Annotated in this window: 27 protein-coding genes; 20 read left to right on the top strand and 7 right to left on the bottom strand. The window is 65.6% G+C overall.

What is annotated here, in order from left to right:
- Positions 1 to 116 precede the first annotated feature (116 nt).
- From C8J42_RS06225 to C8J42_RS06155, 15 genes are all read left to right on the top strand, one after another.
- Positions 117 to 992 carry an aspartyl/asparaginyl beta-hydroxylase domain-containing protein gene (locus C8J42_RS06225; RefSeq protein ID WP_243644152.1) on the top strand — a complete coding sequence of 292 codons (876 nt, stop codon included), beginning with the start codon at positions 117 to 119 and terminating at the stop codon, positions 990 to 992.
- A gap of 98 nt (positions 993 to 1,090) precedes the next feature.
- Positions 1,091 to 2,116: a patatin-like phospholipase family protein gene (locus tag C8J42_RS06220; RefSeq protein WP_165895444.1), complete on the top strand. Its 1,026-nt coding sequence runs from the start codon at positions 1,091 to 1,093 to the stop codon at positions 2,114 to 2,116.
- Between the two features lie 153 nt (positions 2,117 to 2,269).
- Positions 2,270 to 2,842, top strand: coding sequence for a NifU family protein (locus C8J42_RS06215; protein WP_093398839.1), 573 nt, complete (start codon positions 2,270 to 2,272; stop codon positions 2,840 to 2,842).
- Positions 2,842 to 3,435 carry a malonic semialdehyde reductase gene (locus tag C8J42_RS06210; RefSeq protein ID WP_133019342.1) on the top strand — a complete coding sequence of 198 codons (594 nt, stop codon included), beginning with the start codon at positions 2,842 to 2,844 and terminating at the stop codon, positions 3,433 to 3,435. The genes C8J42_RS06215 and C8J42_RS06210 overlap by 1 nt, the downstream gene beginning before the upstream one ends.
- Before the next feature lie 120 nt (positions 3,436 to 3,555).
- Positions 3,556 to 4,173, top strand: a complete 618-nt coding sequence (gene tsaB, locus C8J42_RS06205; protein ID WP_133019341.1) for a tRNA (adenosine(37)-N6)-threonylcarbamoyltransferase complex dimerization subunit type 1 TsaB — start codon at positions 3,556 to 3,558, stop codon at positions 4,171 to 4,173.
- Positions 4,173 to 4,661: a GNAT family N-acetyltransferase gene (locus C8J42_RS06200; RefSeq protein WP_133019340.1), complete on the top strand. Its 489-nt coding sequence runs from the start codon at positions 4,173 to 4,175 to the stop codon at positions 4,659 to 4,661. The genes tsaB and C8J42_RS06200 overlap by 1 nt, the downstream gene beginning before the upstream one ends.
- A gap of 74 nt (positions 4,662 to 4,735) precedes the next feature.
- Positions 4,736 to 5,158, top strand: coding sequence for a Fur family transcriptional regulator (locus C8J42_RS06195; protein ID WP_056047123.1), 423 nt, complete (start codon positions 4,736 to 4,738; stop codon positions 5,156 to 5,158).
- Between the two features lie 58 nt (positions 5,159 to 5,216).
- The gene (locus tag C8J42_RS06190) at positions 5,217 to 5,876 is read left to right on the top strand and encodes a lysophospholipid acyltransferase family protein (protein WP_243644151.1); all 660 of its coding nucleotides are present in this window, start codon (positions 5,217 to 5,219) and stop codon (positions 5,874 to 5,876) included.
- Between the two features lie 294 nt (positions 5,877 to 6,170).
- On the top strand, positions 6,171 to 7,487 hold the full coding sequence (miaB, locus tag C8J42_RS06185; RefSeq protein ID WP_120299878.1) for a tRNA (N6-isopentenyl adenosine(37)-C2)-methylthiotransferase MiaB: 1,317 nt from the start codon (positions 6,171 to 6,173) through the stop codon (positions 7,485 to 7,487).
- A gap of 383 nt (positions 7,488 to 7,870) precedes the next feature.
- A complete protein-coding gene (locus C8J42_RS06180; RefSeq protein ID WP_056057614.1) occupies positions 7,871 to 8,875 on the top strand; it encodes a PhoH family protein in 1,005 nt (334 codons plus the stop codon).
- A 48-nt stretch (positions 8,876 to 8,923) separates the two neighbouring features.
- Positions 8,924 to 9,181 (top strand): type II toxin-antitoxin system VapB family antitoxin, encoded by a 258-nt coding sequence (locus C8J42_RS06175; protein ID WP_133019339.1) that lies wholly within the window; start codon positions 8,924 to 8,926, stop codon positions 9,179 to 9,181.
- Positions 9,178 to 9,573 carry a type II toxin-antitoxin system VapC family toxin gene (locus C8J42_RS06170; protein WP_133019338.1) on the top strand — a complete coding sequence of 132 codons (396 nt, stop codon included), beginning with the start codon at positions 9,178 to 9,180 and terminating at the stop codon, positions 9,571 to 9,573. Before C8J42_RS06175 ends, C8J42_RS06170 begins: the two co-directional genes overlap by 4 nt.
- A gap of 9 nt (positions 9,574 to 9,582) precedes the next feature.
- Positions 9,583 to 10,092 carry an rRNA maturation RNase YbeY gene (ybeY, locus tag C8J42_RS06165; RefSeq protein WP_133019337.1) on the top strand — a complete coding sequence of 170 codons (510 nt, stop codon included), beginning with the start codon at positions 9,583 to 9,585 and terminating at the stop codon, positions 10,090 to 10,092.
- An 8-nt stretch (positions 10,093 to 10,100) separates the two neighbouring features.
- The gene (locus tag C8J42_RS06160) at positions 10,101 to 11,000 is read left to right on the top strand and encodes a hemolysin family protein (protein ID WP_133019336.1); all 900 of its coding nucleotides are present in this window, start codon (positions 10,101 to 10,103) and stop codon (positions 10,998 to 11,000) included.
- Positions 11,001 to 11,079: 79 nt separating this feature from the next.
- Positions 11,080 to 12,408: a sorbosone dehydrogenase family protein gene (locus C8J42_RS06155; RefSeq protein WP_133019335.1), complete on the top strand. Its 1,329-nt coding sequence runs from the start codon at positions 11,080 to 11,082 to the stop codon at positions 12,406 to 12,408.
- A gap of 204 nt (positions 12,409 to 12,612) precedes the next feature.
- Here the strand turns inward: C8J42_RS06155 and C8J42_RS06150 are convergent, their stop codons facing one another.
- A complete protein-coding gene (locus C8J42_RS06150) occupies positions 12,613 to 12,810 on the bottom strand; it encodes a DUF2007 domain-containing protein (protein WP_133019334.1) in 198 nt (65 codons plus the stop codon).
- Positions 12,807 to 13,367, bottom strand: coding sequence for a pyridoxamine 5'-phosphate oxidase family protein (locus tag C8J42_RS06145; protein WP_133019333.1), 561 nt, complete (start codon positions 13,365 to 13,367; stop codon positions 12,807 to 12,809). Before C8J42_RS06145 ends, C8J42_RS06150 begins: the two co-directional genes overlap by 4 nt.
- 49 nt (positions 13,368 to 13,416) lie before the next feature.
- Between C8J42_RS06145 and C8J42_RS06140 the strand changes: the two genes are divergently transcribed.
- Together C8J42_RS06140 and C8J42_RS06135 are read left to right on the top strand one after the other, a co-directional pair.
- Positions 13,417 to 13,662 (top strand): type II toxin-antitoxin system CcdA family antitoxin, encoded by a 246-nt coding sequence (locus C8J42_RS06140; protein ID WP_133019332.1) that lies wholly within the window; start codon positions 13,417 to 13,419, stop codon positions 13,660 to 13,662.
- Positions 13,663 to 13,959, top strand: a complete 297-nt coding sequence (locus C8J42_RS06135; RefSeq protein WP_133019331.1) for a CcdB family protein — start codon at positions 13,663 to 13,665, stop codon at positions 13,957 to 13,959. It abuts the gene before it with no gap.
- Here C8J42_RS06135 and tldD read toward each other — a convergent pair.
- Together tldD and C8J42_RS06125 are read right to left on the bottom strand one after the other, a co-directional pair.
- Positions 13,956 to 15,383 (bottom strand): metalloprotease TldD, encoded by a 1,428-nt coding sequence (tldD, locus tag C8J42_RS06130; protein WP_133019330.1) that lies wholly within the window; start codon positions 15,381 to 15,383, stop codon positions 13,956 to 13,958. The genes C8J42_RS06135 and tldD overlap by 4 nt on opposite strands.
- Before the next feature lie 18 nt (positions 15,384 to 15,401).
- Complete coding sequence (locus tag C8J42_RS06125) at positions 15,402 to 15,635, bottom strand: zinc-finger domain-containing protein (protein ID WP_133019329.1); 234 nt, start codon at positions 15,633 to 15,635, stop codon at positions 15,402 to 15,404.
- Positions 15,636 to 15,917: 282 nt separating this feature from the next.
- Between C8J42_RS06125 and C8J42_RS06120 the strand changes: the two genes are divergently transcribed.
- The 3 genes from C8J42_RS06120 to C8J42_RS06110 all read left to right on the top strand — a co-directional run bounded on the left by C8J42_RS06120 (position 15,918) and on the right by C8J42_RS06110 (position 19,661).
- Positions 15,918 to 16,856, top strand: coding sequence for an ABC transporter ATP-binding protein (locus tag C8J42_RS06120; RefSeq protein ID WP_133019328.1), 939 nt, complete (start codon positions 15,918 to 15,920; stop codon positions 16,854 to 16,856).
- The gene (gene nadB, locus C8J42_RS06115) at positions 16,853 to 18,430 is read left to right on the top strand and encodes an L-aspartate oxidase (RefSeq protein WP_133019327.1); all 1,578 of its coding nucleotides are present in this window, start codon (positions 16,853 to 16,855) and stop codon (positions 18,428 to 18,430) included. Before C8J42_RS06120 ends, nadB begins: the two co-directional genes overlap by 4 nt.
- Before the next feature lie 118 nt (positions 18,431 to 18,548).
- Positions 18,549 to 19,661: a serine hydrolase gene (locus tag C8J42_RS06110; RefSeq protein WP_133019326.1), complete on the top strand. Its 1,113-nt coding sequence runs from the start codon at positions 18,549 to 18,551 to the stop codon at positions 19,659 to 19,661.
- 130 nt (positions 19,662 to 19,791) lie between these two features.
- Here C8J42_RS06110 and C8J42_RS06105 read toward each other — a convergent pair whose 3' ends face one another.
- The 3 genes from C8J42_RS06105 to C8J42_RS06095 all read right to left on the bottom strand — a co-directional run bounded on the left by C8J42_RS06105 (position 19,792) and on the right by C8J42_RS06095 (position 24,505).
- Positions 19,792 to 21,021 (bottom strand): M20 family metallopeptidase, encoded by a 1,230-nt coding sequence (locus C8J42_RS06105; RefSeq protein ID WP_133019325.1) that lies wholly within the window; start codon positions 21,019 to 21,021, stop codon positions 19,792 to 19,794.
- Between the two features lie 172 nt (positions 21,022 to 21,193).
- Positions 21,194 to 22,837 carry a helicase HerA-like domain-containing protein gene (locus C8J42_RS06100; protein ID WP_133019324.1) on the bottom strand — a complete coding sequence of 548 codons (1,644 nt, stop codon included), beginning with the start codon at positions 22,835 to 22,837 and terminating at the stop codon, positions 21,194 to 21,196.
- Between the two features lie 111 nt (positions 22,838 to 22,948).
- The gene (locus tag C8J42_RS06095) at positions 22,949 to 24,505 is read right to left on the bottom strand and encodes a Do family serine endopeptidase (RefSeq protein ID WP_133019323.1); all 1,557 of its coding nucleotides are present in this window, start codon (positions 24,503 to 24,505) and stop codon (positions 22,949 to 22,951) included.
- Positions 24,506 to 24,582: the final 77 nt, after the last annotated feature.

The raw sequence follows: 24,582 nt of genomic DNA, 5'->3' as shown, positions 1-24,582 counted from the left end.
GCCAGTGCCCTGCCTGCGCACCGGGCGAGTGATGCCATCATTTCGTCCAACACTGCCGGTATATCGTGTCCGAACAAGGGGATCGGCGCCACCGCGCGCCTGGATGCAGGGTAGAGATGACGGTCGAAGCCGAACTGGGGCGCGAACTGGGGCAGTGTTCATTGTGGCGGGATTCGGGCGAACCGGCAGTGCGCCGCAGCACCCGCGTGCCCGATCTGAAAATCATATCCGGCGCGCCCAAACCCGGTGCGCCGATGGTCGCCGAGGCCAACCGCCCGCTGATCATCCGCGTCGGCAAGCACCTACGCGGCGTGTTCGACCGCATGATCGCCTCGTCCTCGCTGGTCGCCAACGATCCGGTGCTCGACGTCCGCGACTTCGCCTGGACCGCAGGCCTGCGCGAGAACTGGACCGCGATCCGCGACGAAGCGGTCCGCGTCGCGCTGCAAGGCGAGGCCTCGCCCAGCCTCGCGACGATCTCGCCCGACCACCGCTCGATCGCCGAGATCGACAAATGGCGCTCGTTCTTCCTCTACGGCTATGGCTACCCAATCGAGGAAAGCCTCGCGCGCTGCCCGCACACTGCAGCGGCGGTCGCGCGCATCCCCGGCCTCAACAGCGCGTTCTTCTCGATCCTCGCGCCCGGCACGCATATCCCGGAGCATCGCGGCGTGACCAAGGGCCTCATCACCTGCCACCTCGGCCTGATCGTCCCGCGCGACGGCGACGTCCGGATGCGCGTCCACGACCGCACCGTCCGCTGGGCGGAAGGCGAGACGCTCGTGTTCGACGACACCTATCAACACGAGGTCTGGAACGACACGACCGGTACCCGCGTCGTGCTGCTGATCCAGTTCGAGCGCCCCCTGCGCAACCCCGGCAAGTGGATCGCCGACCTGTTCCTCGGCGTCGTCCGCCGCTCTGCGTTCGTCCAGGACGCGGTCCGCAACATCGGCAGCTGGAACGCGGCAGTGAAGCAACTCGACGTCTGAGCGATCCCACGTGAGAGGTTGCACCGATCCGGACCGATTTCCGGACGTCGTTGTGGTCGCCTACTGATACGCTCGGCCCAGCAGTGGGAGAAGGCGCCGTGGACAGTGATCGTACGAAACCGAGATTCATCCTGACGATCGATGGCGGCGGGACGCGCGGACTGATCCCCGCGCTGATCCTCGCCGAGCTGGAGCGCCGGATCGGCCGGCCACTGCACGATTGTTTCGATCTGATCGCCGGCACCTCGACCGGTGGAATCATCGCCGCCGGCCTCACCGCACCCAGCGAAGCGGATCCGAAACGGGCCGCCTGCTCGGCAAGCGACCTCGTGGATCTGTACCGCAACGAGAGCAAGCGGATATTCCCGCACATCTTCGGCATACCCCTTCGCGTACCGGGCTGGCCCTATAGCGCCCGGCCGCTCGAACGGATCCTGGCGGCGCGGATCGGCACACGCGTGACAACGCGCGACGCGCTGACGAACATCGTCATTCCGGCGTATGATTTGCTGGCGCGCAAGGCGGTGTTCATGGCCGGCGGCCCCGACTATAACTGTAAGCTGGGCATCCCCGAGCGGGTTTTCCCGCTGCATATCGCCGCACGCGCGACATCGGCGGCCCCGACGTTCTTCAAGCCGGCCGCGATCGAAGATCCCACCAAATTGGAACCGGATCTGCTGATGGTCGATGGCGGCGTGTTCGCCAATGATCCGACGATCGCGGCGATCATCGAGGGGCGTAAGCTCGGCTGGCATCTCGGCGACATCGAGATCCTGTCGCTGGGTACGGGCCGGTCCGATCGACCCTATCCCTCTGCGCGGAACTGGTCGTTCCTCGGCTGGGTGAACCCGTTCCGGGGCGTGCCGATCTTCTCGATCCTGATGCAGGCCGGTTCCAGCACGATCTCCTATCAGGCCCGACGGCTGGACATCGCCGCATATGACCGCGCCGATTTCGCGTTGCCCTCTGGTGATGGCGGACTGGACAATTCGAGTGCCGCGTATCTCGCCGCTCTCACCACGCTGGCCGAGGACTGGATCGCTGCCAACGATGCCGTGCTCGCCCGCTGGGCCGACAAGCTACGGACCAAGCAGTCAGGTCCACCGCTGCCGCTCGCAGCGTAAGCCCCCTGACGCAATTTACACGTTTCGCGTTGCCGGACAGCCAGAGCGCAGTGCCGGCGCGAACGCGTTAGCCGGAATGCCCCTCACCCCCCGAAAGAAACCGTTTCCCGTTCCGCGCTTGATCCCCCGCCCCCTTCGGGCCACATGCCCTTCATGCTAATCGAAACGGAATCCACTCCCAACCCGTCGACGCTGAAGTTCCTCCCGGGACGCACCGTCATGGAAGCCGGCACGCGCGACTTCGCCACGCCTGAAGAAGCGGAAGTAAGTTCGCTCGCCGACGCGATCTTCGGGCTCGGCGACGTCACCGGCGTGTTCTTTGGCCGCGATTTCGTCTCGGTCACCGCCGCGCCAGGCACCGCCTGGTCGGACCTCAAGCCAGACGTGCTGGCGATCCTGCTCGATCATTTCTCCGCCGCGATGCCGCTATTCAAGCCCGCGCGCGCCGGCTTCTCGGTGCCGTCCGACGAGCCTGCGCTGTCGGATGACCCGGCCGATGCCGACATCGTCGCGCAGATCCGCGAGTTGATCGATACGCGCGTGCGCCCGGCGGTGGCGAACGACGGCGGCGACATCGTCTATCGCGGCTTCGACAAGGGCAAAGTGTTTCTCCAGCTCCAGGGCGCCTGCGCCGGCTGCCCGTCGTCGAGCGCGACGCTCAAGAACGGCATCGAGCAGCTGCTGAAATACTACGTCCCCGAAGTCACCGAAGTGAGAGCGGTCTGATGCGTCATAAACTCGACGACACTATTCTCGACGCCGTCTTCCGCGACGCCCGCAGCTATAACGGCTACACCGATCAGCCGGTCGCCGAATCCGAACTGCACGCGATCTGGGACCTGATGAAGTGGGGCCCGACATCGGCCAACCAGCTCCCCGCGCGCTTGATCTGGGTCGTCAGCGACGAGGCCAAGCAGAAGCTTGCCGATGCATGCAGCGCGCAGAACCAGCCGAAGATCCTCAAGGCGCCCGTCTCGGTGATCATCGGCATGGACACCAATTTTCACGAACACCTGCCCGAGTTGTTCCCGCACGCCGATGCGAAGTCGTGGTTCGACGGCAACGCCGAACTGCGCGAGGCGTCAGCGTTCCGCAACTCGACGTTGCAGGGGGCGTATTTCATCATCGCCGCGCGGATGCTCGGGCTCGATACCGGGCCGATGTCGGGCTTCGACGCGGGCAAGGTCGATGCGGCGTTCTTCCACGATACGCCCGCGGTGCGCACCAACTTCATCTCGACGCTCGGCCACGGCGATCCCGCGACGATCTACGCCCGCTCGCCGCGCCCCGACTTCGCGAAATTCAACAGCATCGCTTGAGGCGGGACCTGCTCCCTCTCCCCTGCGGGGAGAGGGTCGGGGTGAGGGGTAGTTGGGAAGGACAGCGCTCGCGGCGCCCCTCACCCCTCCCTCTCCCCTGAGGGGAGAGGGTAAGAAGTAATGCGCACCTTAGTCATCGAAACATCCACCACCGCCTGCTCGGTCGCGCTCATCGAAGAGGGCGCGATCATCGCCCACTCGCACGAAGTCGTCGGTCGCGGCCATGCCGAGCGCCTCATTCCGATGATCGCCGAGTTGCCCGAAGGTGGCCGAGCAGACCGCATCATAGTCGATTGCGGCCCCGGCAGCTTCACCGGCGTCCGCGTCGGGATTGCCGCCGCGCGCGGCCTCGCACTCGGCTGGGGCGCGGACATCGCCGGTTTTTCCTCGCTCCCGCTCATCGCCGCCGCCGGTTTCGCCGCGCGACCAACCCACGATATTGCGGTGATCATGGAAGGCGGGCATGGCGAGGTCTTCATGCAAGCGTTCTCCGCCGATCTGTCGCCGCGATCCGACATGGTATCGCTGAAGCCCGACGCCGCGCTCGCCGCGCTGGCAGGACGGCGCGCAGTCGGCAACGGCATCCGCTGGCTCGCCGCGCTCGACGACGGCTTGGATCTCACCGAAGCGCTTCCGGATGCGGCCTCCGCGGTCCTGCTCCCTTCAGAACTGACTGCACTGACGCCAAGCCCGATCTACGGCCGCGCGCCCGACGCCAAGCCGTCGGTGCCGAAATAATGGCCACGCGCCAGGCCACCACGCGCACCGTCACGCTCCGCACCGGCGACGCCCGCGATCTCGCGATCGTCGACGCGCTGATGACCGAGGCGTTCGACCCGCGCTACGGCGAGGCATGGACGCGCAGCCAGTGCCTCGGCGTACTCGCACTGACCGGCGTCCACCTCACGATCGCGTTCGTCGACGATTTCCCCGCCGGTTTCACGATGACCCGGTCGGTCGCCGACGAAGCCGAACTCCTGCTGATCGCGGTCGCGCCCGATTATCGCCGCCGTGGCGTCGGTACTGCCCTTATCCGCGCAGCGATCGCCGATTGCTCGGTCGGTAGCATCGCCAAGATCCATCTCGAGGTCCGCGCCGGCAACGACGCGGTGAAGATGTACGACGCGCACGGCTTCACCAAGGTCGGCGAGCGCCGCGCCTACTACCGCGGCAAGACCGGCGTCGCGTATGACGCACATACATATTCGAAAGATATCAACAGCTAAGGCTTATTGCGAGTCACTATCCCTTTTCGCAACAGCGCGGAGGCCCTACATGGCACTCAACGAGGGAACGACACATGCCGCGCAAAATCGATCTGGAAGCACTCTGCAACGAGAAGGGCCTGCGCATTACCGAGCAGCGCCGCGTCATCGCGCGCGTACTGTCCGAGGCGGACGACCATCCCGACGTCGAGAAGGTCTATGAGCGCGCGTCGCAGATCGACCCCGGCATTTCGATCGCGACGGTGTACCGCACGGTCCGGCTGTTCGAGGAAGCCGGTATCCTCGACCGCCACGATTTCGGCGACGGCCGCGCGCGCTACGAGCCTGCGCCCGAGGCACATCACGATCACCTGATCGATGTCGAGAGCGGCAAGGTAATCGAATTCGTCGATCCCGAACTCGAGCAGTTGCAGAAGGCGATCGCCGAGAAACTGGGCTTCCGTCTGGTCGACCACCGCATGGAACTCTACGGCGTCGCGCTCACCCGCAAGGACTGAAACGATCGGCGCGATCCGCCTCGGCGCGCGACTTGCTGCGCTGCTGCTCGCGCTGATCTTGGCGCTGCCATTGCACGGTATGTGGCGGCTGCTCGGCCGCAAATCGCCTTGGCCACCGCGATTCCTGGGGCTGGTCGCGCGCATAGTCGGCGCCCGCCACCGCATCGTCGGCACGCCGCTTCGCCACGACGTCGTCTTCGTTTCGAACCATCTGAGCTGGATCGACATCCTCCTCCTGTCCGGCGCGACGGGCAGCGCGTTCGTGGCGAAATCGGAACTCCGCAGCGCCCCGCTGGTCGGCTGGCTCTGCACGCTCAACCACACGATCTTCGTAAGCCGCGCCGACCGCATGGCAGTAACCGCCCAGATCGCCCAAATCCGCGACGCGTTGGCGGCTGACTGGCCCGTAACCCTTTTCCCCGAGGGAACGACGGGAGACGGCACCACCCTCCTCCCCTTCAAGGCCGCACTGCTGGCGGCCCTGGACCCGCCCCCACCCGGCGTCCGCGTGCAACCCGTCCGCATAGACTATGGCTTGGCCACGGACGAACTCGCTTGGGTCGGCGACGAGCCCGGCCAACACCACGCCGCCCGCGTCCTGAAGCGGCGAGGCACATTCGTAGCAACACTCCACTTCGCCGAACCGTTCGACCCTTCAGAATACGGCGACCGAAAAGCCATAGCCGCCGAAGCCCGCCGCCGCATGGAAGCGCTGTAACCCGAACAAAGCTTGTTCCCCCGCGAAGGCGGGGGCCCAGACTGGTCTCCCGCCTTCGCGGAAGAACAAGGGAGGGAGGCTCCCACCTATCCCCAATCTCAGCCACCACCCCGGCGAAGGCCGGGGCCCAATTGGAAAGGTCGCAGTAACGAAGCGCAGAGCTCAGTTAGCGACGTCCCCCAACTGGGCCCCGGCCTCCGCCGGGGAGATGCAAATCGTCAAGCGCCCTTCCACGCTCTACCAACCAGCAACGCCCCCTCCCCCAACCCCCACAAATCCGCTACACGCCCCCGCATGTCTCCCCCCAAAACCTTCCACGTAAAATCCTTCGGCTGCCAGATGAACGTCTACGACGGCGAGCGCATGGCCGAACTGATGGCCGCCCAAGGCCTCACCCAAGCCGATGCGGTCGACGCCGACGTCGTCGTCCTCAACACCTGCCACATCCGCGAACGCGCCACCGAAAAGGTCTATTCGGACATCGGCCGCCTCCGGAAGGACCAGCGCCGCAAGTCCGGCAAGACCCCCATGATTGCCGTCGCCGGCTGCGTAGCGCAAGCCGAGGGCGAGGAGATCTTCACCCGCGCCAAGGTCGACATCGTCGTCGGCCCGCAAGCCTATCACAACCTCCCTGATCTGGTTGCGAAGGCAGCCGCCGGCACGCCCTCACTCGACACCGACATGCCGCTGCTGTCGAAGTTCGGCGCGCTCCCCGCCCGGCGGAAGGTCGCCCCTTCCGCCTTCCTCACCGTGCAGGAAGGCTGCGACAAATTCTGCACCTACTGCGTCGTCCCCTACACGCGGGGCGCGGAAATCAGCCGCCCGTTCGCGGCGATCGTCGACGAGGCGAAGGCGCTGGTCGATGCCGGCGCGCGCGAGATCACGCTGCTCGGCCAGAACGTCAACGCGTGGTCCGAGGATGAGCGCGGCCTCCACGACCTGATCCGCGACCTAGACCGCATCCCAGGCCTCGCGCGCATTCGCTACACCACCAGCCACCCCAACGACATGACGCAAGGCCTGATCGACGCACACCGCGACATCGAAAGCCTGATGCCGTTCCTCCACCTCCCCGTGCAGGCCGGCAGCGACCGCGTGCTGAAGGCGATGAACCGCAGCCACACCCGCGACTCCTACCTCCGCCTGCTCGACCGCGTCCGCGAAGTCCGCCCCGACATCGCACTCTCGGGCGACTTCATCGTCGGCTTCCCCGGCGAGACCGATGCCGAGTTCGAGGACACGCTGAGCCTGGTCGACGCGGTAGGCTACGCGCAGGCTTACAGCTTCAAATACAGCCCCCGCCCCGGCACGCCTGCCGCCTCGATCGTCGAGCAGGTCCCGGAATCGGTCATGGACGAGCGCCTCCAACGCCTCCAGGCCGCGCTCAACCGCGACCAGCACGCCTTCAACGCCGCCACCGTCGGCCGCACCTGTTCGGTCCTGCTCGAGCGCGCGGGCAAACTCCCTGGCCAGCTGATCGGCAAGTCCCCCTGGCTGCAATCGGTCCACCTGATCGGCAACCACGCTATCGGTGACCTGGTGGAGGTGACGCTAGCCGCTGCTGGCCCGAACTCGCTCACCGGCATCGAACGGGTCGCCGAGGCAGCCTAAGCCCCGATCTGATCCTCCCCCGCCAGGGGGAGGTGGCAGGCACTTGCCTGACGGAGGGGGAGGGCGCGATAACCGCAGTTGCGCGTCCTCCCCCTCCGTCACCTGCGGCGACACCTCCCCCTTGCGGGGGAGGATCGCAACGGCGTCCCTGAGGCTTCAAAACAATACGCGCGGATCGCGAAACCACCCCCGCGATTTCGCTGTCCTACACCCCGATCGCCTGTCACACTCACCCCCGATGCAGCTTCGCCCACGCGACTCGAATCATCTGTCGGCCAGCGCCCCGGCGCGGCTTGAACGCGTCGCTTGGCGTGCTCATCTTCCTTTCAAAGGTTACGGTTCGACGCTTCCAGGCGTAACCTTTGACACCCTGAAAGGACCGTATGAGCCGTAAACCCGTTCCCGCCCAGTCCGGTGACCGCGCCCGAGTCGAACTGCTGTTCGACAAGCCCCAATTGCTCGTCCGGCTGTTCGGCCAGTACGACCAGAACTTGGTAGCGCTCGAAAATCGCCTCGGCGTCTACATCACCGCACGAGGGAACAAGATCGGCTTGGAGGGCACCGCCGAACAGGTCGCTAAGGCCCGCGACGTGCTCCACGATCTCTACGCCCGCATCCAGCGCGGCGAAGATGTCGACGCAGGCTTGGTCGATGCGTCGATAGCGATGGCGGACGAACCCGTGCTCGAAGGCATCATCCGCGCCGATGCCGGTGGCGGCGGTGCGCCCCCGATCATGATCCGCACACGTAAGAAAACGATCGTCCCCCGCACGCCGGCGCAGGCGCACTATATGCGCGAGCTTGCCAACAACGACATGATCTTCGCGCTCGGGCCGGCAGGCACCGGAAAGACCTATGTCGCAGTCGCGCAGGCCGTGCAGCAGCTTATCAACGGCAGCGTCCAGCGGCTGATCCTGTCACGACCCGCGGTCGAAGCCGGCGAACGCCTCGGCTTCCTCCCCGGCGATATGAAAGAAAAGGTCGATCCCTACCTCCGCCCCTTGTACGACGCGCTCTACGACTGCCTCCCCGCGGAACAGGTCGAACGCCGCATCGCATCGGGCGAGATCGAGGTCGCCCCGATCGCCTTCATGCGCGGCCGCACGCTTGCGGATGCCTTCGTCATCCTCGACGAAGCGCAAAATACCACGCCTGCGCAGATGAAGATGTTCCTCACCCGCTTCGGCCAGAACAGCCGCATGGTGATCTGCGGCGATCCGAAGCAGGTCGACATTCCCGGCGGCGTCGCGGCGTCCGGCCTGGCGGATGCGGTCCGGCGGCTGGAAGGTGTCGAGAGCATTTCGATGTGCCGCTTCACCGTCGGCGACGTCGTCCGCCACCCGATCGTCGGCCGCGTCGTCGAGGCCTACGAAGGAACCGATGGTTGATGCGTGGGATATCCCGGGGTATATCCGGGATATCCCAGGAGGATGACGATGGCGTCTCTCTACATCAAGGACAACGAAACCGCCGAACTCGCGACCGAGCTTGCGACGCTTCTGGGTGTGACCAAGACCGAGGTCGTTCGTGATCTACTGCGTAAGCGCAAAGCGGAACTGGCACCGGAAGCTGCTTCGCTGAGCATGCGAGAACGATTGCGCGCATGGCGCGAGGCGCATCTATTAGGCGAGTCCACAGGACTTGAGGCCGACAAGGCCTTCTACGATTCGTTGAACGATGAGGACGACGATTGACCATTCTCGTCGACGCATCCGCTATCGTCGCAATCGTTCACGGCGAGCCGGAAGCGGACGACTTCGCCGACGTGATCGAGTCGCACGTCGACCGCTATTATTGCGCAGTCGGCGCATGGGAGGCAGCGCAGGCCATCTCACGGTTGAAAACCGTCAGCCTCCAGCAGGCGGCCGACCTCATTTCGAGCTTTGCGTATGAAGCCGGACTTCGTCTCGTGCCGATCGGCGAAAGCGAGGGAAGGGAAGCCATTGTCGCGGCAGTACGCTACGGCAAGGGCCGCCACCCCGCGAAGCTGAACATGGGCGATTGCTTCGCGTACGCCTGCGCGAAAACCCATGGCGCGGAACTTCTCTACAAGGGTAATGATTTCGCCCTGACCGATCTCGCCTGAAGGACCTGCATGCTCGAAATCGCGCTCTCTTCCGACGCCCCCTGGCCTGAGCAGGATTGGGACGCCCTCGCCCTGCGCGCGGCAACGGCAGCGATCGAGCGGACCCCGCACGGCGAACTCCTGACCAGCGCCGCGACGGTCGAGATCTCGATCCGGCTTGCGTCGGACGACGAGGTCCACACGCTCAACAAGCAATACCGCCAGAAGGACAAGCCGACCAACGTCCTGTCCTTCCCGATGGTCCAGCCCGATCTGCTCGCCACGGTCAGTCAGAATTCGGACGACGGCGAAGTCCTCCTAGGCGACATCATCCTCGCGCACGGCGTCTGCGTCGCGGAAGCGGCCGAACGCGGTATCTCGGTCGAGGATCATGCGATGCATCTGATGGTGCACGGGACGCTGCATCTGCTAGGCTATGACCATATCGACGACGACGAGGCCGAGGGCATGGAGCAGATCGAACGCGACGCGCTCGCCGCTTTGGGCCTCCACGACCCCTATCTGATAACAGAGGACTGACGACCACGATGGCCGATGGCCCCAATGCCGGTAACGGCGATAGTAGCGACAGTATCTGGCGCGGGCTCAAGGGCCTGATCTTCGGTGCTCAAGACGAATCCCTCCGCGACCAGCTCGAGGATGCGATCGACCGGCACGAGGGCGATCCCGCCCCCGATGCGAAGGGCGATCTGACCCCACTCGAGCGCCAGATGGTCCGCAACCTGCTCCACTTCAGCGAGCGCGACGCGGGCGATGTCGGCGTGCCGCGCGCGGACATCATTGCGGTCGAGGAGGAGACGCCGTTCGCCGATCTCGTCAAGCTGTTCGCCGAAGCGGGCCATAGCCGCCTGCCGGTCTACCGCGACAACCTCGATACGATCATCGGCATGGTCCACATCAAGGACGTCTTCAACATCCTGGCGACCGGCGTCGAGCATCCGACGTCGATCGCCGGGCTGATCCGCGAGCCCCTCTACGCGCCGATGTCGCGCGGTGCGCTCGATCTCCTCGCGGACATGCGCCAGAAGCACGTCCACCTGACGATTGTGCTCGACGAATATTCGGGGACGGAAGGCTTGGTCACGTTCGAGGACCTGATCGAGGAGATCGTCGGCGAGGTCGAGGACGAGCATGACGAGGCGCCCCAAGTGCTGATGACGCCGATCGAAGGCGGCGCCTGGGACGCGGACGCGCGCGCCGAACTCGAGGATGCCGCCGAACTGATCGATTCACGGCTCGCGGAGGTCGATGGCGATATCGACACGCTGGGTGGTTTGGCCGCGCTTCTGGCAGGGCATGTCCCGCAGATCGGCGAATGCGTCGATCATCCCAGCGGGTGGAAATTGGAGATCACCGACGCTGACGAACGCCGCATCAATCGGTTGCGCCTGCATCCGCCAGTGGTTCCGGTCGAGGACGACGACTGACGCAGCCTACGCAATGGATCGACGGGCCTTTTGCCCATGATCCATTGCCCCGGCCCTGCCTCCGTTCTAACTTCCCTCCATGCGCAAACACATCCTCATCGTCCTCGGGCTGATCCTGCTGGTGATCGCCGCGGGCGTCACCTATCTCGCTTGGCCCGATACGGCGGAGCTGTCGGTCGACCAGGTTGCCGGCAAGCTGCCCAAGATCACCGATCCCCGCATCCAGACGATCCCGACCGTCAAGGTCGCCAAGGTCGTCGGCTGGCAGAACGGCGCGATGCCGACGCCTGCCGCGGGTCTCAAGGTCCAGCCGTTCGCAACCGGGCTCGACCACCCGCGCTGGATGTACCGCCTCCCCAACGGCGACGTGCTGGTCGCCGAGACGAACTCGCCACCACGCGAGGGCGGTGGGATCACCGGCTGGGTAATGAAGGTGCTGATGGGCCGCGCCGGCGCCGGCGTGCCCTCAGCCAACCGCATCACGCTGCTTCGTGACGCGAACGGCGACGGCGTCGCAGAGACGAAGTCGGTGTTCATGACTGGGCTCAATTCGCCGTTCGGCATGACGCTGCTCGACGGTCAGCTGTATATCGGCAACACCGACGCGCTCGTCCGCGTGCCGTACACCGATGGCGCGACCAAGATCACCGCCAAGCCGGAGCTCGTCATCAAGCTCAACCCCGGCGGCAATCACTGGGCGCGCAACGTCATTGCCGCCGCGGACGGCAAGACGCTTTACGTCGGCGTCGGGTCGTCGTCGAACATCGCCGAGAACGGCATGGACGCCGAGAAATACCGCGCCAACATCCTGCAGGTCTGGCCGAAGGACAAGAACTGGCGGATCTACGCAGCCGGCCTGCGCAACCCCAACGGCATGGCGATCAATCCCAAGTCGGGCGGCCTGTGGACGGTCGTCAACGAGCGCGACATGCTCGGCTCCGACCTCGCGCCTGATTACCTGACGCAGGTCGAGTTCGGCGATCACTTCGGCTGGCCCTGGTATTATTGGGGCGGCTATCCCGACACCCGCGTCGAACCGAAGAACCCCGCGCTCCAGCAATATGCCAAGCGCCCTGACTATGCGCTCGGCCCCCACGTCGCCGCGCTCGGCCTGACCTTCTCCGCGGATGCTAAGCTCGGCGCAAAGTTCGCCAACGGCGCGTTCGTGGGCGAGCACGGCTCGTGGAACCGCAAGCCGGTCTCGGGCTACAAGGTCGTCTACGTGCCCTTCGGCGACACCGGCTTCCCGGCGGCAAACGCGAAGCCAGTCGACGTGCTCGGCGGGTTCCTTAACAAGGACGGCGATGCGCAGGGCCGGCCAGTCGGCGTCATCACCGACAAGACCGGCGGGCTGCTGGTCGCGGACGACGTCGGCAACGCGATCTGGCGGGTAAGCGCGGGAGGCTGAATTCAGCGGAGGGCATCGATAGCCCCGCCCTCTATACAAAAGGCGTACGATCCCAACTTGTCGTCATCCCCGCGGAGGCGGGGACCCATATGCTCAAGAGCTATCGATTGACTCGCGATCATTGCCAGTATGGGTTCCCGGCTGCGCGGGAATGACAACTTTGGGGTTTAGCTAGGCGATTTTATCAGCGCCTAACGCACCCGCTCACCCCGCCAAAATCCCCCGAGCCTCGTCGAGATCCTCCTCGTCGACCATCACCCGGACCGGGATCAGCAGCCAGCTCCCCTCCATGATCGACATCCCGCCATCGAACGCGATCGCGGGGATGCCTTCGCTCTCGAACCGCCCGACGATGATATGCGCCTCGTTGCGGCCGTACCGCCCGAGTTCGACCAGGCTCATGCGCCGACGCGGTCCGGCAGGACGGTGCCGAGCCGAACTGGCAACCCGTCGATGCTCGCGACTGGCCCCGCCAATTCCTCGGTCCGTTCGGCGTCGGACTGCCTCGCGTGATATTTCGACAGCGTCTGCCGCTCGCGGTCCAGCGTCATGAACGGCACGCCCCACCCGCAACTCGTCTGCACCTCGTCGACCGCGATCAAGAAGATCTGCCGCGTGCCCGGCAACGGCGTGAACTGCGCGTAGAGGTCAGCCCAGCCATCATCCTGTGGCAACACCGCGCGGCCCTTGCCATAGATGCGGAAGATCAGCGCGGGCTGGTCGAACGCGCAGAACATGATCGTGATGCGACCATCGACGCCCAGATGCGCGTTCGTCTCGTTCCCCGACCCACCGACGTCGAGATACGCGACCGTCTTCGGATCGAGTACGCGAAAGCTGTCCATGCCTTTCGGGCTTAGATTGATCCGCGCACCTTCCGCGGCTGTTGCAACGAAGAATACTGGTTGCCGCATCACGAACGCGAGATGATCGTCGGTGAGCGCGGGGAAGAAGTCCATTGTTCGGCTCCGAATTGACGCGCGTCGTCAACGCGCATAACTTGTGCGCATGAAACATGATCCTATCGCTACCGGCAAGCGCAAATCGGTAAATATGTCCGTTGATACCGGCATTGTCGCCGCTGCCAAGGAAGCGGGCGTCAACCTGTCGCGCGTCACGGAATCCGCACTCCGCGGCGCAATCAAGACCGAGCGCGAACGGCGGTGGAAGGAGGAGAATCGACAGTGGATCGAAGCACAGAATCGATGGATCGACGAGAACGGAATTCCGCTTTCCGGCCTCGAGCCGCTCTGAATGGCGCAATTCGACGTTCATTCGATCGACGGTCACGGGCTTGTCGTGAATTGCCAGAGCGATCTTTTGAGCGACTTACGTTCGCGGGTCGTTGCCCCATTACGCCAGCCTGACGAACCGTCGGTTTCGCAGTCGAGGCTCAACCCACTCGTGACGGTGCATCAGACGGAATATCGGGTCGCCGTCCAGTTTCTACGCGCCGTCGACAGCCGACAACTCGGTGAAAAGATCGGTTCGCTTCTCGACTACGAATATGATCTGAAGGCCGCAATCGACATGGTCGTCGGCGGACTTTAAGCCGCCGTTCCACCGACCGTAAGCCCATCGACCAGCAACGTCGGCTGGCCCACACCAGCCGGCACCGACTGTCCGCCCTTGCCGCAGATCCCGATGCCCTCGTCCAGCGCGAAGTCGTTGCCGATCCCACGGACCTTGGTCAGCGAACTCGGGCCATCGCCGATCAGCGTCGCGCCCTTGATCGGCGCACCGAGCTTGCCGTCCTCGATCAGATACGCCTCGGTGCAGCTGAACACGAACTTTCCGGACACGATATCGACCTGCCCGCCACCGAACGCCTTTGCGAAGATGCCCTTCTTCACGCGCGACAAAAGCTCGGCCGGATCGTCGTTGCCGGCCTTCATGAAGGTGTTGGTCATCCGTGGCATCGGCGCGTGTGCATAACTCTCGCGCCGCCCGTTGCCGGTGGCCTCGACGCCCATCAGCCGCGCGTTGAGCCGGTCCTGCATATAGCCCTTGAGGATGCCGTCCTCGATCAGCACGGTCTCGCGCGTCGGCGTGCCCTCGTCGTCGATCGTCAGCGACCCACGGCGGTCCTGAAGCGATCCGTCGTCGACCACCGTCACGCCCTCCGCCGCGACCCGCTCGCCGATGCGACCCGAGAACGCCGACGTCCCCTTGCGGTTGAAATCGCCCTCGAGCCCGTGGCCGATCGCCTCGTGCAGCAGAATACCGGGCCAGCCATTGCCGAGCAGCACGGTCATCTCGCCCGCGGGCGCAGCTATCGAGTCGAGGTTCACCAACGCCTGCGACAACGCCTCGTCGATCGCGCGGTTGTACGTCGCCGGCTCGAACAGGTCGGTATAGAGATAGCGGCCGCCGATGCCGTAGCTGCCCGTCTCACGACGGCCATTCTGTTCCGCGACGATCGATACGTTGAGGCGGACCAGCGGCCGAACGTCGGTCGCGACGAAGCCATCCGCACGGACGATCTCAACCACCGACCATGTTCCCGAAAGACTAACCGATACCTGCGCGACGCGAGGATCGCGCGCGCGCGCGGCGGCATCGATGGTCTGACACAGGTTCACCTTGTCGGCGAACGGCACGAGGTCGAGCGGATCGGCGGCGGTATAGCGACGTTGGTTAGTGCCCTGCGGCGGACCGGCCTTCGCGGCGACGCCCGGTTCGATCAGCGCCATCGTCTCGGCGGCGCGACGAATCGCAGCCGGGGTCATCTCGTTCGAATGCGCGAACGCGGTCATCTCGCCCGATACGGCGCGGAGGCCGAAGCCCGAACTCGTGTCATAAGAGGCGGTCTTCAGCCGGCCATCGTCGAACCCGAAGGCCTCGGCCTTGCGGTACTGGAGATACAGCTCGCCGTCATCGGCCTTGCCGAGCGCCTTGGCGGTCAGCGCCTGCGCCTGTTCGGGGTCCAGAGTATCGCGGTAGAGGAACGAACGGGGGTCTGCTGCTATCGTCATCCGATAGATATAAGCGGCTTAGCGCCCTGCGCCATCCCCGTGATCGCGCAAAGTCGACTGGTCCGCGCCATCGGCAGCGCCGCCGACGAGGATGAAGCGGCGGTCGCAATAGCCGCAATCGACATAGCCGGTATCGTCAATCTGCAACCAGACACGCGGATGGCCGAGCGCTGCGCCGCCGGGAATGTCGGTGGCCCCGTCGCAGGCGACGCGGGCGTGGGTGACGCGGGTGGTTTCGAGCGGCGGATGCATGAGGTGGCGATAGCAAGCGCGCGCCGGCCGGGCAATTGGTTCTTCGGCGTGGGCAAGAAGGAAGAATGGGTTCACGCGGAGGCGCGGAGGCGCGGAGACGTGGAGGCGTTGCATCCAGCCCATCGCTCAGGAGACATCATGATCTGTTCCGCAGGTAGGTGATCGAGCGGTCGCTACGCGACAAGCGCAACACCTCCGCGTCTCCGCGCCTTCGCGTGAACAAATCTTCTTTGCAACGCCCGAGGGGATGACCAGCCCCGCCCGCCCCGCTATGCCGCAGCCATGACCGAAGCTGCGATCGCAATCAAAAACCTCAGCAAGACCTACGCGCCCGTCGGCACCGCCCCGCCCAAGCGCGCGCTCGACGATGTGACGTTCGACGTCCCGCGCGGCCAGATCTTCGGGCTGCTAGGCCCCAACGGCGCAGGCAAGTCCACGCTGATCAACATCCTCGCCGGGCTGGTCAACAAGACCGACGGCAGCGCCGCGATCTGGGGGTTCGACATTGACGAGCACCCGCGCAACGCCAAGGCATCGATCGGGATCGTCAACCAGGAGATCCTGTTCGACCCCTTCTTCTCGCCGTTCGAAACGCTCGAAATCCAGGCCGGCCTCTACGGCGTCCCGAAGGCAAAGCGCCGAACGATGGAACTGCTCCGTGCGGTCCATCTCGAGGACAAGGCGCACGCGTACGCCCGCACGCTGTCGGGCGGGATGAAGCGTCGCCTGATGGTGGCGAAAGCGATGGTCCACTCGCCCCCCGTCCTCGTCCTCGACGAGCCGACCGCGGGCGTCGACATCGAACTGCGCCAGCAACTCTGGACCTATGTCCGCAGCCTCAACCAGGCCGGCGTGACGGTCGTCCTCACCACGCATTATCTCGAGGAAGCCGAAGAACTCTGCGACCGGATCGCGATCATCAACAACGGCCGGCTCATCGCCAACGAACCGACCCGCGAGCTGGTCGGCAAGGCGCAGGAGAAGATCGTCGCCGTCACCGTCGATCGCGACGTGACCGACATCCCCGCCAACGCCTGCTTCCAGAAGATCACGCTCAAGGGCACGCGCACCCTTGAAATCACCTACAAGAAGGACCGCGTGAACGCCGGCGAAGTCCTCGCCGCGATCCAAGGCAGCGGCTTCGGCATCGTCGACGTCTCGACCAAGGAACCCGATCTCGAGGACGTCTTCCTCAGCCTGACTCGCGCCGCCAACGCATGACGAGCGACATCCTGATCGTCGGCTCGGGCGCCGCAGGTCTAACCGCAGCGCTCAACCTTGCCGACCGGTTCAAGGTCACCGTGCTGGCGAAGGGCGCGCTCAACGAAGGCTCGACCGCCTGGGCGCAGGGCGGGATCGCCGCGGTGCTCGAACCCGGCGACACGTTCGAGAACCATGTCGAGGACACGATGGTCGCCGGCGCAGGCCTCAACGACCGCGCGATCGTCGAGATGGTCGTCGAAGGCGCCCCCGCCGCGATCGAGCGCCTGACGCATCTCGGCGTGCCGTTCGAGACCGAGGGCAACGCGCTCCACCTGACCCGCGAGGGTGGCCACAGCCACCGCCGCATCGTCCACGTCGCCGACGCGACCGGCTGGGCGGTGCAGGAAGCCTTGCAGAAGGCTGCCGAAGCACATCCGAACATCACACTCGTCCCAGATCAGATCGCGATCGACCTCGCCACCGGCCGCCACGAGGAACGCTATTCGGGCTCGGGCAACGTCTGGGGCGTCTACGCGGTCGACCGCAAGACCGAGCGCGTCGCGCTCTACACCGCGCGCGCGACGATCCTCGCGACCGGCGGCGCAGGCCGCACCTACCTGTTCTCGACCGCCCCCCGCGGCGCGACCGGCGACGGCATTGCGATGGCATGGCGCGCGGGCGCCCGTGTCTCCAACATGGAGATGATGCAGTTCCACCCGACCTGCCTCTACAATCTGGAGGTCAAGAATTTCCTGATCACCGAGGCGGTCCGCGGCGAAGGCGGCCGGTTGATCAACCCGTCGACCGGCAAGCGCTTCATGACCTATTACGACCCCGCGCGGATGGAACTCGCCCCCCGCGATATCGTCGCGCGCGCGATCGACGCCGAGATCAAGCGATACGGACTCGACTACGTCCATCTCGACATCAGCCACATGCCGCCCGAGTTCATTCGGCATCACTTCCCGAACATCCACGAGAAGCTGCTGACAGTCGGCATCGACATGACCACGCAGCCGATCCCGGTCGTCCCCGCACAGCACTATACCTGCGGCGGCATCGTGATCGACGAACACGGCAAGACCGATCTTCCCGGCCTCTACGCAGCCGGAGAATGCACTGAATCCGGCCTGCACGGCGCCAACCGGCTCGCGTCCAACTCGCTGCTCGAATGCTTCGTGTTCGGCGAGGCAGCGGCGGACAGCATCGCAGCCGCGTGGGACTCACTGCCCCCGCCCCCGCCAATCCGCCCCTGGGACGAAAGCCGCGTCACCGATTCCGACGAAGAGGTCGTGATCAAGCAGACCTGGACCGAAATTCGCCGCTTCATGTGGAACTACGTCGGCATCGTCCGCACCACCAAGCGGCTCGAACGCGCCAAGCACCGCATCGAACTGCTCAACGACGAGGTTGCGGAATATTACCAGCATTTCCGCGTCACGCCCGACCTGATCGAACTGCGCAACCTGCTCCAGACTGCCGAGCTGATCGTGCGATCCGCGCTGCACCGGCACGAGAGCCGCGGGCTGCATTTCACGCTCGATTATCCTGACACGTTGCCGGACGCAGTCGATACGGTTCTCGTTCCCTGACGCGACCACGATTCGGCGCGCCCCGCGCGCGCTTCGTCGCAGTGTCGGAAGAGTGCTGTTTCGCGTGGCCCATCAACGGATAAGGGTCGATGCTTCAGTGCAGGACGTTCAATCCATCATGACATCGGCGAGTGCGTTCAAGCGTCTTCTGGCAACCGCCCTGTTCGGCTCGGTGCTCGCCGGATGCGGATCGGCGTCGCGGCCGACCCCGCCCGCCGTCTCCCCGGTGCATCAGTCCGAGGGATTCGTGTCGATCCCGGTGCCGCCGCCCCTGCCGCGTACGCCGCGACCCGCGCCCGCCGGTCTCGTCAACGCGATCTCCGAACTGCAAAGTGGGTTCCAGGGCAAGGCTGGCATCGCGATACGCGCGGTCGACGATGGCTGGACGGTCGAGGCCGGCGGGCGGCAGTTGCTGCCGCAGCAATCGGTCAGCAAGCTCTGGGTCGCGATGACCGTGATGGACCTGCGCGACCAGGGCAAGATCCGCCTCGACGAGCCGATCGTCGTGCGGCCGCAAGATCTGACGCTGTTCCACCAGCCGATCGCGATGCTGGTCAAGGGCGACGGCTACCGGACGACGGTCGGCGAGCTGCTGACGCGCGCGCTGACGCACAGCGACAATACCGCGAACGACCGGTTGCTCACGCGTGTCGGTGGACCGTCCGCGGTACGGTCGATGATCGCGCGCAAACAACTCGGCGCGATCCGGTTCGGGCCGGGCGAGCGGCGTTTGCAGAGCGATACGGCAGGGCTGGTCTGGCAACCGTCCTACGCGGTCAATGGGGGCTTCATGACGGCGCGCAACCGGCTGTCGCCCGCCGTCCGTGAGGCTGCGCTGAACGCGTATGTCCGCAATCCACCCGACGGCGCCGCGCCGATCGCGATCGCGGACGCGATTGCCCGGCTGGCGAAGGGCGACCTGTTGTCGGAGACCTCGACCAAGATCCTGCTCGACACGATGGGTCGTTCGGTAACCGGCCGCGCTCGCTTGCGCGCGGCGCTGCCCGGCGGCTGGGAGATCGCGCACAAGACCGGCACCGGCCAAGACCTCGGCCGCCGCAACGCCGGCTTCAACGACGTCGGCCTCCTCACCGCCCCCGATGGACATCGATATGGGATCGCGGTGATGATCGGCGATACCATCCGACCGATGCCCGAACGCCAGAAATTGATCCAGGCGGCCGCGGCGGCGGTGGCGAACTACGCCGAGACAACGCGGCCGAGAGACTGAGCTTCTGCTCCCCTCCCTGAAAGGGAGGGGTCGGGGGTGGGTCGGCCGGTTCGAGCCATCAACGTCTGGATCTGCAGACGCCGACCCACCCCTTGCCCCTCCCTTCTAGGGAGGGGAGCAGCAGGTGCTCTTAGTCGAACCCGTTCGCCAGGAAGCGCTCCGCCACCGCGCAGTGCATCGCGATCCCGTGCGCCATCACGCGTTCGTCGATCGTCATCTTCGTGTTGTGCAGGGGCGGGTTGGTACGCGGATCGCTACCCTCGGGCGCCGCACCAATGAACGCCATCGCGCCGGGAAGCTTCTGGAGCACGTACGAGAAGTCCTCCGCGCCCATCATCGGCGGCATCACCTGATACGCGCCCTCGCCACCGATCGCGGTCGCGCACGCCTTCATCAGATCGGTCGCACGCTCGTCGTTGACCGTGACCGGATAGCCTTCCTCGATCGTCGGCGTACCGACCGCGCCGTGCGCGGCGGCGATGCCCTCGACCATGCGGATGAACGCCGCGCGGACCTGCTCGCGAGTCCGCTCCGACAGCGTCCGCATCGTGCCGAGCATCTCGACCGTCGACGGGATGACGTTGTGCGCGCTGCCGGCGTTGAGCTTGGTGATCGACAGCACCGCGGGGTCGGTGACCGCCACCTGACGAGCGACATAAGTCTGGAGCGCCGTGACGATCTCGCAGGCGATCGGCAGCGGATCGAGGCAGTCGTGCGGCATAGCGGCGTGCCCCCCGCGACCGGTGATCGTCGCCCGCAGCGTATCGGTCGACGCCATCAGCGTGCCCGCGCGGCTGACGACATGACCCATCGGCATGTTGGGCGAGATGTGGAGCGCGAACCCGGCCTCGGGCAGCGGCGCATCGAGCAGGCCGTCGGCGATCATGTGGCGCGCGCCGTGATGCCCCTCTTCGCCAGGCTGGAACATGAAGACGACCGTGCCGGGCAGTTCGTCACGACGGGCGCAGAGCGCCTTGGCCGCGCCGACCAGCATCGCGGTGTGCGAATCATGGCCGCAGGCATGCATCGCGCCGTCGATCTTGGAGGCGAAGGGCAGGCCCGTCTCCTCCTGCATCGGCAGCGCGTCCATGTCGCCGCGCAGCAGCACGGTGCGACCGTTCCCGCCGGCATTGCCTGCGCGACCGCCGCGGAGGATCGCGACGAAGCCGGTGGTCGAGGTGCCTTCGCGGATTTCCAGAGGGAGGCCGGCGAGCGCAGCCTTCACCTTGTCCGAGGTGCGCGGGCAATGGAGCCCGACCTCGGGATCGGCGTGGATCGCGCGCCGGAGTGTGATCGCGTCGTCGAGACTGTCTTCGCCTACGGCGGTCCAGTCGGTGACAGATTCGAAATCGAGGGACATGTCTGACTCCTTGAAAACTAGCTTCCAGCCCGGCGGAGGCCGGGGCCCAATTGGAAAGGTCGATGTAACGGAGCGCCGTCCGACGTTACCTCCGTTCCCCAATTGGGCCCCGGCCTTCGCCGGGGTGGCATGTTGGTTTGGGGGCGGCTCGGCCCCTTATCATGTGGGCAGTCTACCCCCGGAAGAGGCCGCCTAAAACCCCGCGCAGCACCGTACCGACCAGACCGCCGCTCGACGACGACCGCCGCGACTTCGTCCCGAACACCTGCTTGCCGATCTCGTTCGCCACCTGCCGGCCGATCGACGAACTTGCCGCGCGTGTCGCCGACGATGCCATATTCGTCCAGGGCGAGTTCGCCGTCTCGCGGTCAGCCTCGCGCTGCTGGCGGTCCGCCTCGCGTTGGTCCGCAATGCGAGAGCGTTCCGCTTCTTTCGCGGCCTTGGCATCAAGCTTCGCCTGCGCCGCCGCGGCCTTCTCCGCCTCGGTCGTCGCCTTCGCCTCGGCGGCAGCAGCGCTCGCCTCCAGCGTCTTTGCCGCCAGCAACTCCTCCGCCGACTCGCGGTCGACGAGCGTGTCGTATTTCGCGCCTACCGCATCGGTCTCGATCATCACCTTGCGCTCGGCCAGCGTGATCGGGCCAACCCGCGAGGCGGGCGGCTTGATCAGCGTGCGTTCGACCGGGGTCGGCGCGCCATCCGCCTGAAGCAGCGACACCAGCGCCTCGCCGACCTTCAACTCGGTAATGATCGTCGCGACGTCGACGCCCGGGTTCGCCCGGAACGTCTCCGCCGCCGAGCGCACCGCCGCCTGATCCCGCGGGGTGAACGCGCGCAGCGCATGCTGCACCCGGTTGCCAAGCTGTCCCGCGACCGTGTCGGGAATGTCGATCGGGTTCTGCGTGATGAAATACACGCCGACGCCCTTCGAGCGGATCAGGCGGACGACCTGTTCGATCTTTTTCAACAGCGCTTTCGGGGCTTCGTCGAACAGCAGATGCGCCTCGTCGAAAAAGAAGCACAGCACCGGCTTGTCGGGATCGCCGACCTCGGGAAGGTGCTCGAACAGTTCGCTCATCAGCCACAGCAGGAACGTCGCATACAGTTTCGGCGAGGACATCAGCTTGTCGGCGGCGAGGATGTTGACGATCCCCCGCCCCTTGTCGTCGACGCCGATGAAGTCGTTCATCTCCAGCGCCGGCTCGCCGAAGAAATTCTCCGCACCCTGCGTGCGCAACTGGAGCAACGACCGCTGGATCGCGCCGATCGACTGCTTCGAGACGTTGCCGTACTTCACCGTCAGCTCGTCCGCCCTCCCCGCGCATTCGGTCAGCATCGCCTGCAGATCGTCGAGGTCGATCAGCAGCAGCCCCTCTTTATCGGCGACGTGGAAGGCGATCGTCAGCACGCCCTCCTGGACCTCGTTCAGGTCCATCAGCCGCGACAGCAGAAGCGGTCCCATCTCGCTGATCGTGGTGCGGATCGGATGGCCCTGCTCCCCGAACAAGTCCCAGAACTGCACGGGATTGTCTGCATAGGCCCAGCTATCGTCACCGATCGCCTTGGCACGCTCGGCGAAACTCGCATGCGTCTTCGCGGTCGGCGATCCTGCCATCGCGAGCCCGGACAGGTCGCCCTTCACGTCGGCGACAAAGCACGGCACGCCGTTCGCCGAGAAGCCCTCGATGATTCCCTGCAGCGTCACGGTCTTGCCGGTGCCGGTCGCGCCTGCGATCAGGCCGTGGCGGTTGGCGCGCTTCAATTCCAGCGTCTGCGGCTTGCCGTCCACGCTGGCGCCGATGAAGATGCCGTCGGTCATGGGTCTCGTCCTCTGTATCCGGCGCGGACCCTAACCCCGCGCGCCATAAAGAAAAAGGACCGCCGCTCAGGGGAGCGACGGTCCTTCTCAATCAGTCGGGTCGGTCGTGGATTACTTAATCTTGACCGGCAGGAACGTTGCGGGGCTACGGCCGCGCTTCACCTGCAACAACACCTGCGGACGGCCTGCCGCCTTCGCCGTGTTGACCGCGTTCTGGACGTCGACCGCAGTGCGGACGGGCGTGCCGTTGACCGAGATGATGACGTCGCCGCGCTTGAGCTTGCCATACGCATCGCTGGTCTGCGCGACCACGGCGATGACGACGCCCTGCGTGCTGGCTTCGACGCCAACCGCCTGCGCGATCGCCGGGGTCAGCGGCTGTACGCCGATGCCGAGCGCCGCGCCCGCGGTCGGTGCAGCGGGAGTAGCCGAATCGTCGCCGTCATCGCCGTCGTCGCTGCCGAAGCCCTGGGCATCACCGCCGACCACCGCCGCCAGCTTGTCCGCGCTAGGGCGTGGTACGACGACCACATTGGCGACCACCGGCTTTCCGTTGCGCAGGATGTCGAGGCGAGCCGTCGCACCCGGCTTCACGTTCGAAACGAGATAGGACAACGACTGGTCGACCGTCACGGCCTGACCGTTGACCTTGGTCACGACGTCGCCCGCGCGCACGCCGGCCTTCGCCGCCGGGCCGCCGGCCGTCACGTCGTTGATCAACTCGCCCTGGTTCTTGGCGATGCCGAGCGCCGCGGCGGTATCCTCGTTGATCGTGCCGCCCGGCTGGAGCTGGACGCCGATATAGCCGCGCTCGATCGTACCGCCCTTCATGAAGGTAGCGATGATCGGCTTGGCTACGGCCGCGGGGATCGCGAAGCCTATACCGATATTGCCACCCGACTGGCTGAAGATCTGCGAGTTCACGCCGATCACGTTGCCGTTGAGATCGAACATCGGGCCGCCGGAATTGCCCTGGTTGATCGACGCGTCGGTCTGGATGAAGCGGTCATACGCACCGCCCTGACCGGTGACGCGGTTGATCGCCGAGACGATGCCCGCGGTCACGGTGCCGCCGAGGCCGAACGGCTCGCCGATCGCGACGACCCAGTCACCGACGCGCGCACCGTTCGAATCACCGAACTTCACGAACGGCAGGTTGGCCGCGTCGATCTTCAGCAGTGCGAGATCCGATTCCTGATCCTTGCCGATGACCTTGGCGACATATTCCTTCTTGTCGCTGAGCGTGACGGTGATCGAATCGACCGTCGCACCCTGCGCACCTGGCGAGATCACGTGGTTGTTCGTGACGACATAGCCGTCCGGCGAGATCAGGAAGCCCGAACCGAGCGAGGCGCCTTCGCGCTTCACCGGCGCACCACCCTGGCCGCCGCCGCCCATGCCGCCGAACAGGTCGCCGAACGGCGTGCCCGCGAACGGATTGGCCTGCTGCTTCTGGACGATCGTCTGCTTGGTCGAGATGTTGACGACCGCAGGCTGGAGCCGAGCGACCATGTCGGCGAAACTCATCGGCGCGCCGGGCTTCGGCGAGACGGCCTGGATCGCGCCGGGTTCGTTCTGCGCGACCTGCGCGCCGCTCGGCTGAAGCGCGAGCGTCGCGGTCGCACCGCCGAGGAGAAGAGCACTGGTAATGGCGTAGGCGTAACGCACTAGATGTTGTCCTCTCGTTTCATCAATCGAAACAGGTACCCCGTAGGGACGCCGTCCTGAATGATGCTTGAATATGG

Origin of the sequence: Sphingomonas sp. PP-CE-1A-559 (genome assembly GCF_004340965.1) — a bacterium.
GTDB lineage: Bacteria > Pseudomonadota > Alphaproteobacteria > Sphingomonadales > Sphingomonadaceae > Sphingomonas.
This window is presented reverse-complemented; position numbering and strand designations above follow the sequence as displayed.

What these genes read in the sequence shown, in the direction of transcription:
- C8J42_RS06125 (WP_133019329.1), bottom strand. Translation starts at nt 15,635, where the DNA reads ATGCATCCGCCGCTCGAAACCACCCGCGTCACCCACGCCCGCGTCGCC.
- C8J42_RS06200 (WP_133019340.1), top strand. Translation starts at nt 4,173, where the DNA reads ATGGCCACGCGCCAGGCCACCACGCGCACCGTCACGCTCCGCACCGGC.
- C8J42_RS06145 (WP_133019333.1), bottom strand. Translation starts at nt 13,367, where the DNA reads ATGGACTTCTTCCCCGCGCTCACCGACGATCATCTCGCGTTCGTGATG.
- C8J42_RS06175 (WP_133019339.1), top strand. Translation starts at nt 8,924, where the DNA reads ATGGCGTCTCTCTACATCAAGGACAACGAAACCGCCGAACTCGCGACC.
- C8J42_RS06215 (WP_093398839.1), top strand. Translation starts at nt 2,270, where the DNA reads ATGCTAATCGAAACGGAATCCACTCCCAACCCGTCGACGCTGAAGTTC.
- C8J42_RS06210 (WP_133019342.1), top strand. Translation starts at nt 2,842, where the DNA reads ATGCGTCATAAACTCGACGACACTATTCTCGACGCCGTCTTCCGCGAC.
- C8J42_RS06225 (WP_243644152.1), top strand. Translation starts at nt 117, where the DNA reads ATGACGGTCGAAGCCGAACTGGGGCGCGAACTGGGGCAGTGTTCATTG.
- C8J42_RS06105 (WP_133019325.1), bottom strand. Translation starts at nt 21,021, where the DNA reads ATGTCCCTCGATTTCGAATCTGTCACCGACTGGACCGCCGTAGGCGAA.
- C8J42_RS06100 (WP_133019324.1), bottom strand. Translation starts at nt 22,837, where the DNA reads ATGACCGACGGCATCTTCATCGGCGCCAGCGTGGACGGCAAGCCGCAG.
- tldD (WP_133019330.1), bottom strand. Translation starts at nt 15,383, where the DNA reads ATGACGATAGCAGCAGACCCCCGTTCGTTCCTCTACCGCGATACTCTG.
- C8J42_RS06110 (WP_133019326.1), top strand. Translation starts at nt 18,549, where the DNA reads ATGACATCGGCGAGTGCGTTCAAGCGTCTTCTGGCAACCGCCCTGTTC.
- ybeY (WP_133019337.1), top strand. Translation starts at nt 9,583, where the DNA reads ATGCTCGAAATCGCGCTCTCTTCCGACGCCCCCTGGCCTGAGCAGGAT.
- nadB (WP_133019327.1), top strand. Translation starts at nt 16,853, where the DNA reads ATGACGAGCGACATCCTGATCGTCGGCTCGGGCGCCGCAGGTCTAACC.
- miaB (WP_120299878.1), top strand. Translation starts at nt 6,171, where the DNA reads ATGTCTCCCCCCAAAACCTTCCACGTAAAATCCTTCGGCTGCCAGATG.
- tsaB (WP_133019341.1), top strand. Translation starts at nt 3,556, where the DNA reads ATGCGCACCTTAGTCATCGAAACATCCACCACCGCCTGCTCGGTCGCG.
- C8J42_RS06135 (WP_133019331.1), top strand. Translation starts at nt 13,663, where the DNA reads ATGGCGCAATTCGACGTTCATTCGATCGACGGTCACGGGCTTGTCGTG.
- C8J42_RS06140 (WP_133019332.1), top strand. Translation starts at nt 13,417, where the DNA reads ATGAAACATGATCCTATCGCTACCGGCAAGCGCAAATCGGTAAATATG.
- C8J42_RS06180 (WP_056057614.1), top strand. Translation starts at nt 7,871, where the DNA reads ATGAGCCGTAAACCCGTTCCCGCCCAGTCCGGTGACCGCGCCCGAGTC.
- C8J42_RS06150 (WP_133019334.1), bottom strand. Translation starts at nt 12,810, where the DNA reads ATGAGCCTGGTCGAACTCGGGCGGTACGGCCGCAACGAGGCGCATATC.
- C8J42_RS06155 (WP_133019335.1), top strand. Translation starts at nt 11,080, where the DNA reads ATGCGCAAACACATCCTCATCGTCCTCGGGCTGATCCTGCTGGTGATC.
- C8J42_RS06195 (WP_056047123.1), top strand. Translation starts at nt 4,736, where the DNA reads ATGCCGCGCAAAATCGATCTGGAAGCACTCTGCAACGAGAAGGGCCTG.
- C8J42_RS06120 (WP_133019328.1), top strand. Translation starts at nt 15,918, where the DNA reads ATGACCGAAGCTGCGATCGCAATCAAAAACCTCAGCAAGACCTACGCG.
- C8J42_RS06160 (WP_133019336.1), top strand. Translation starts at nt 10,101, where the DNA reads ATGGCCGATGGCCCCAATGCCGGTAACGGCGATAGTAGCGACAGTATC.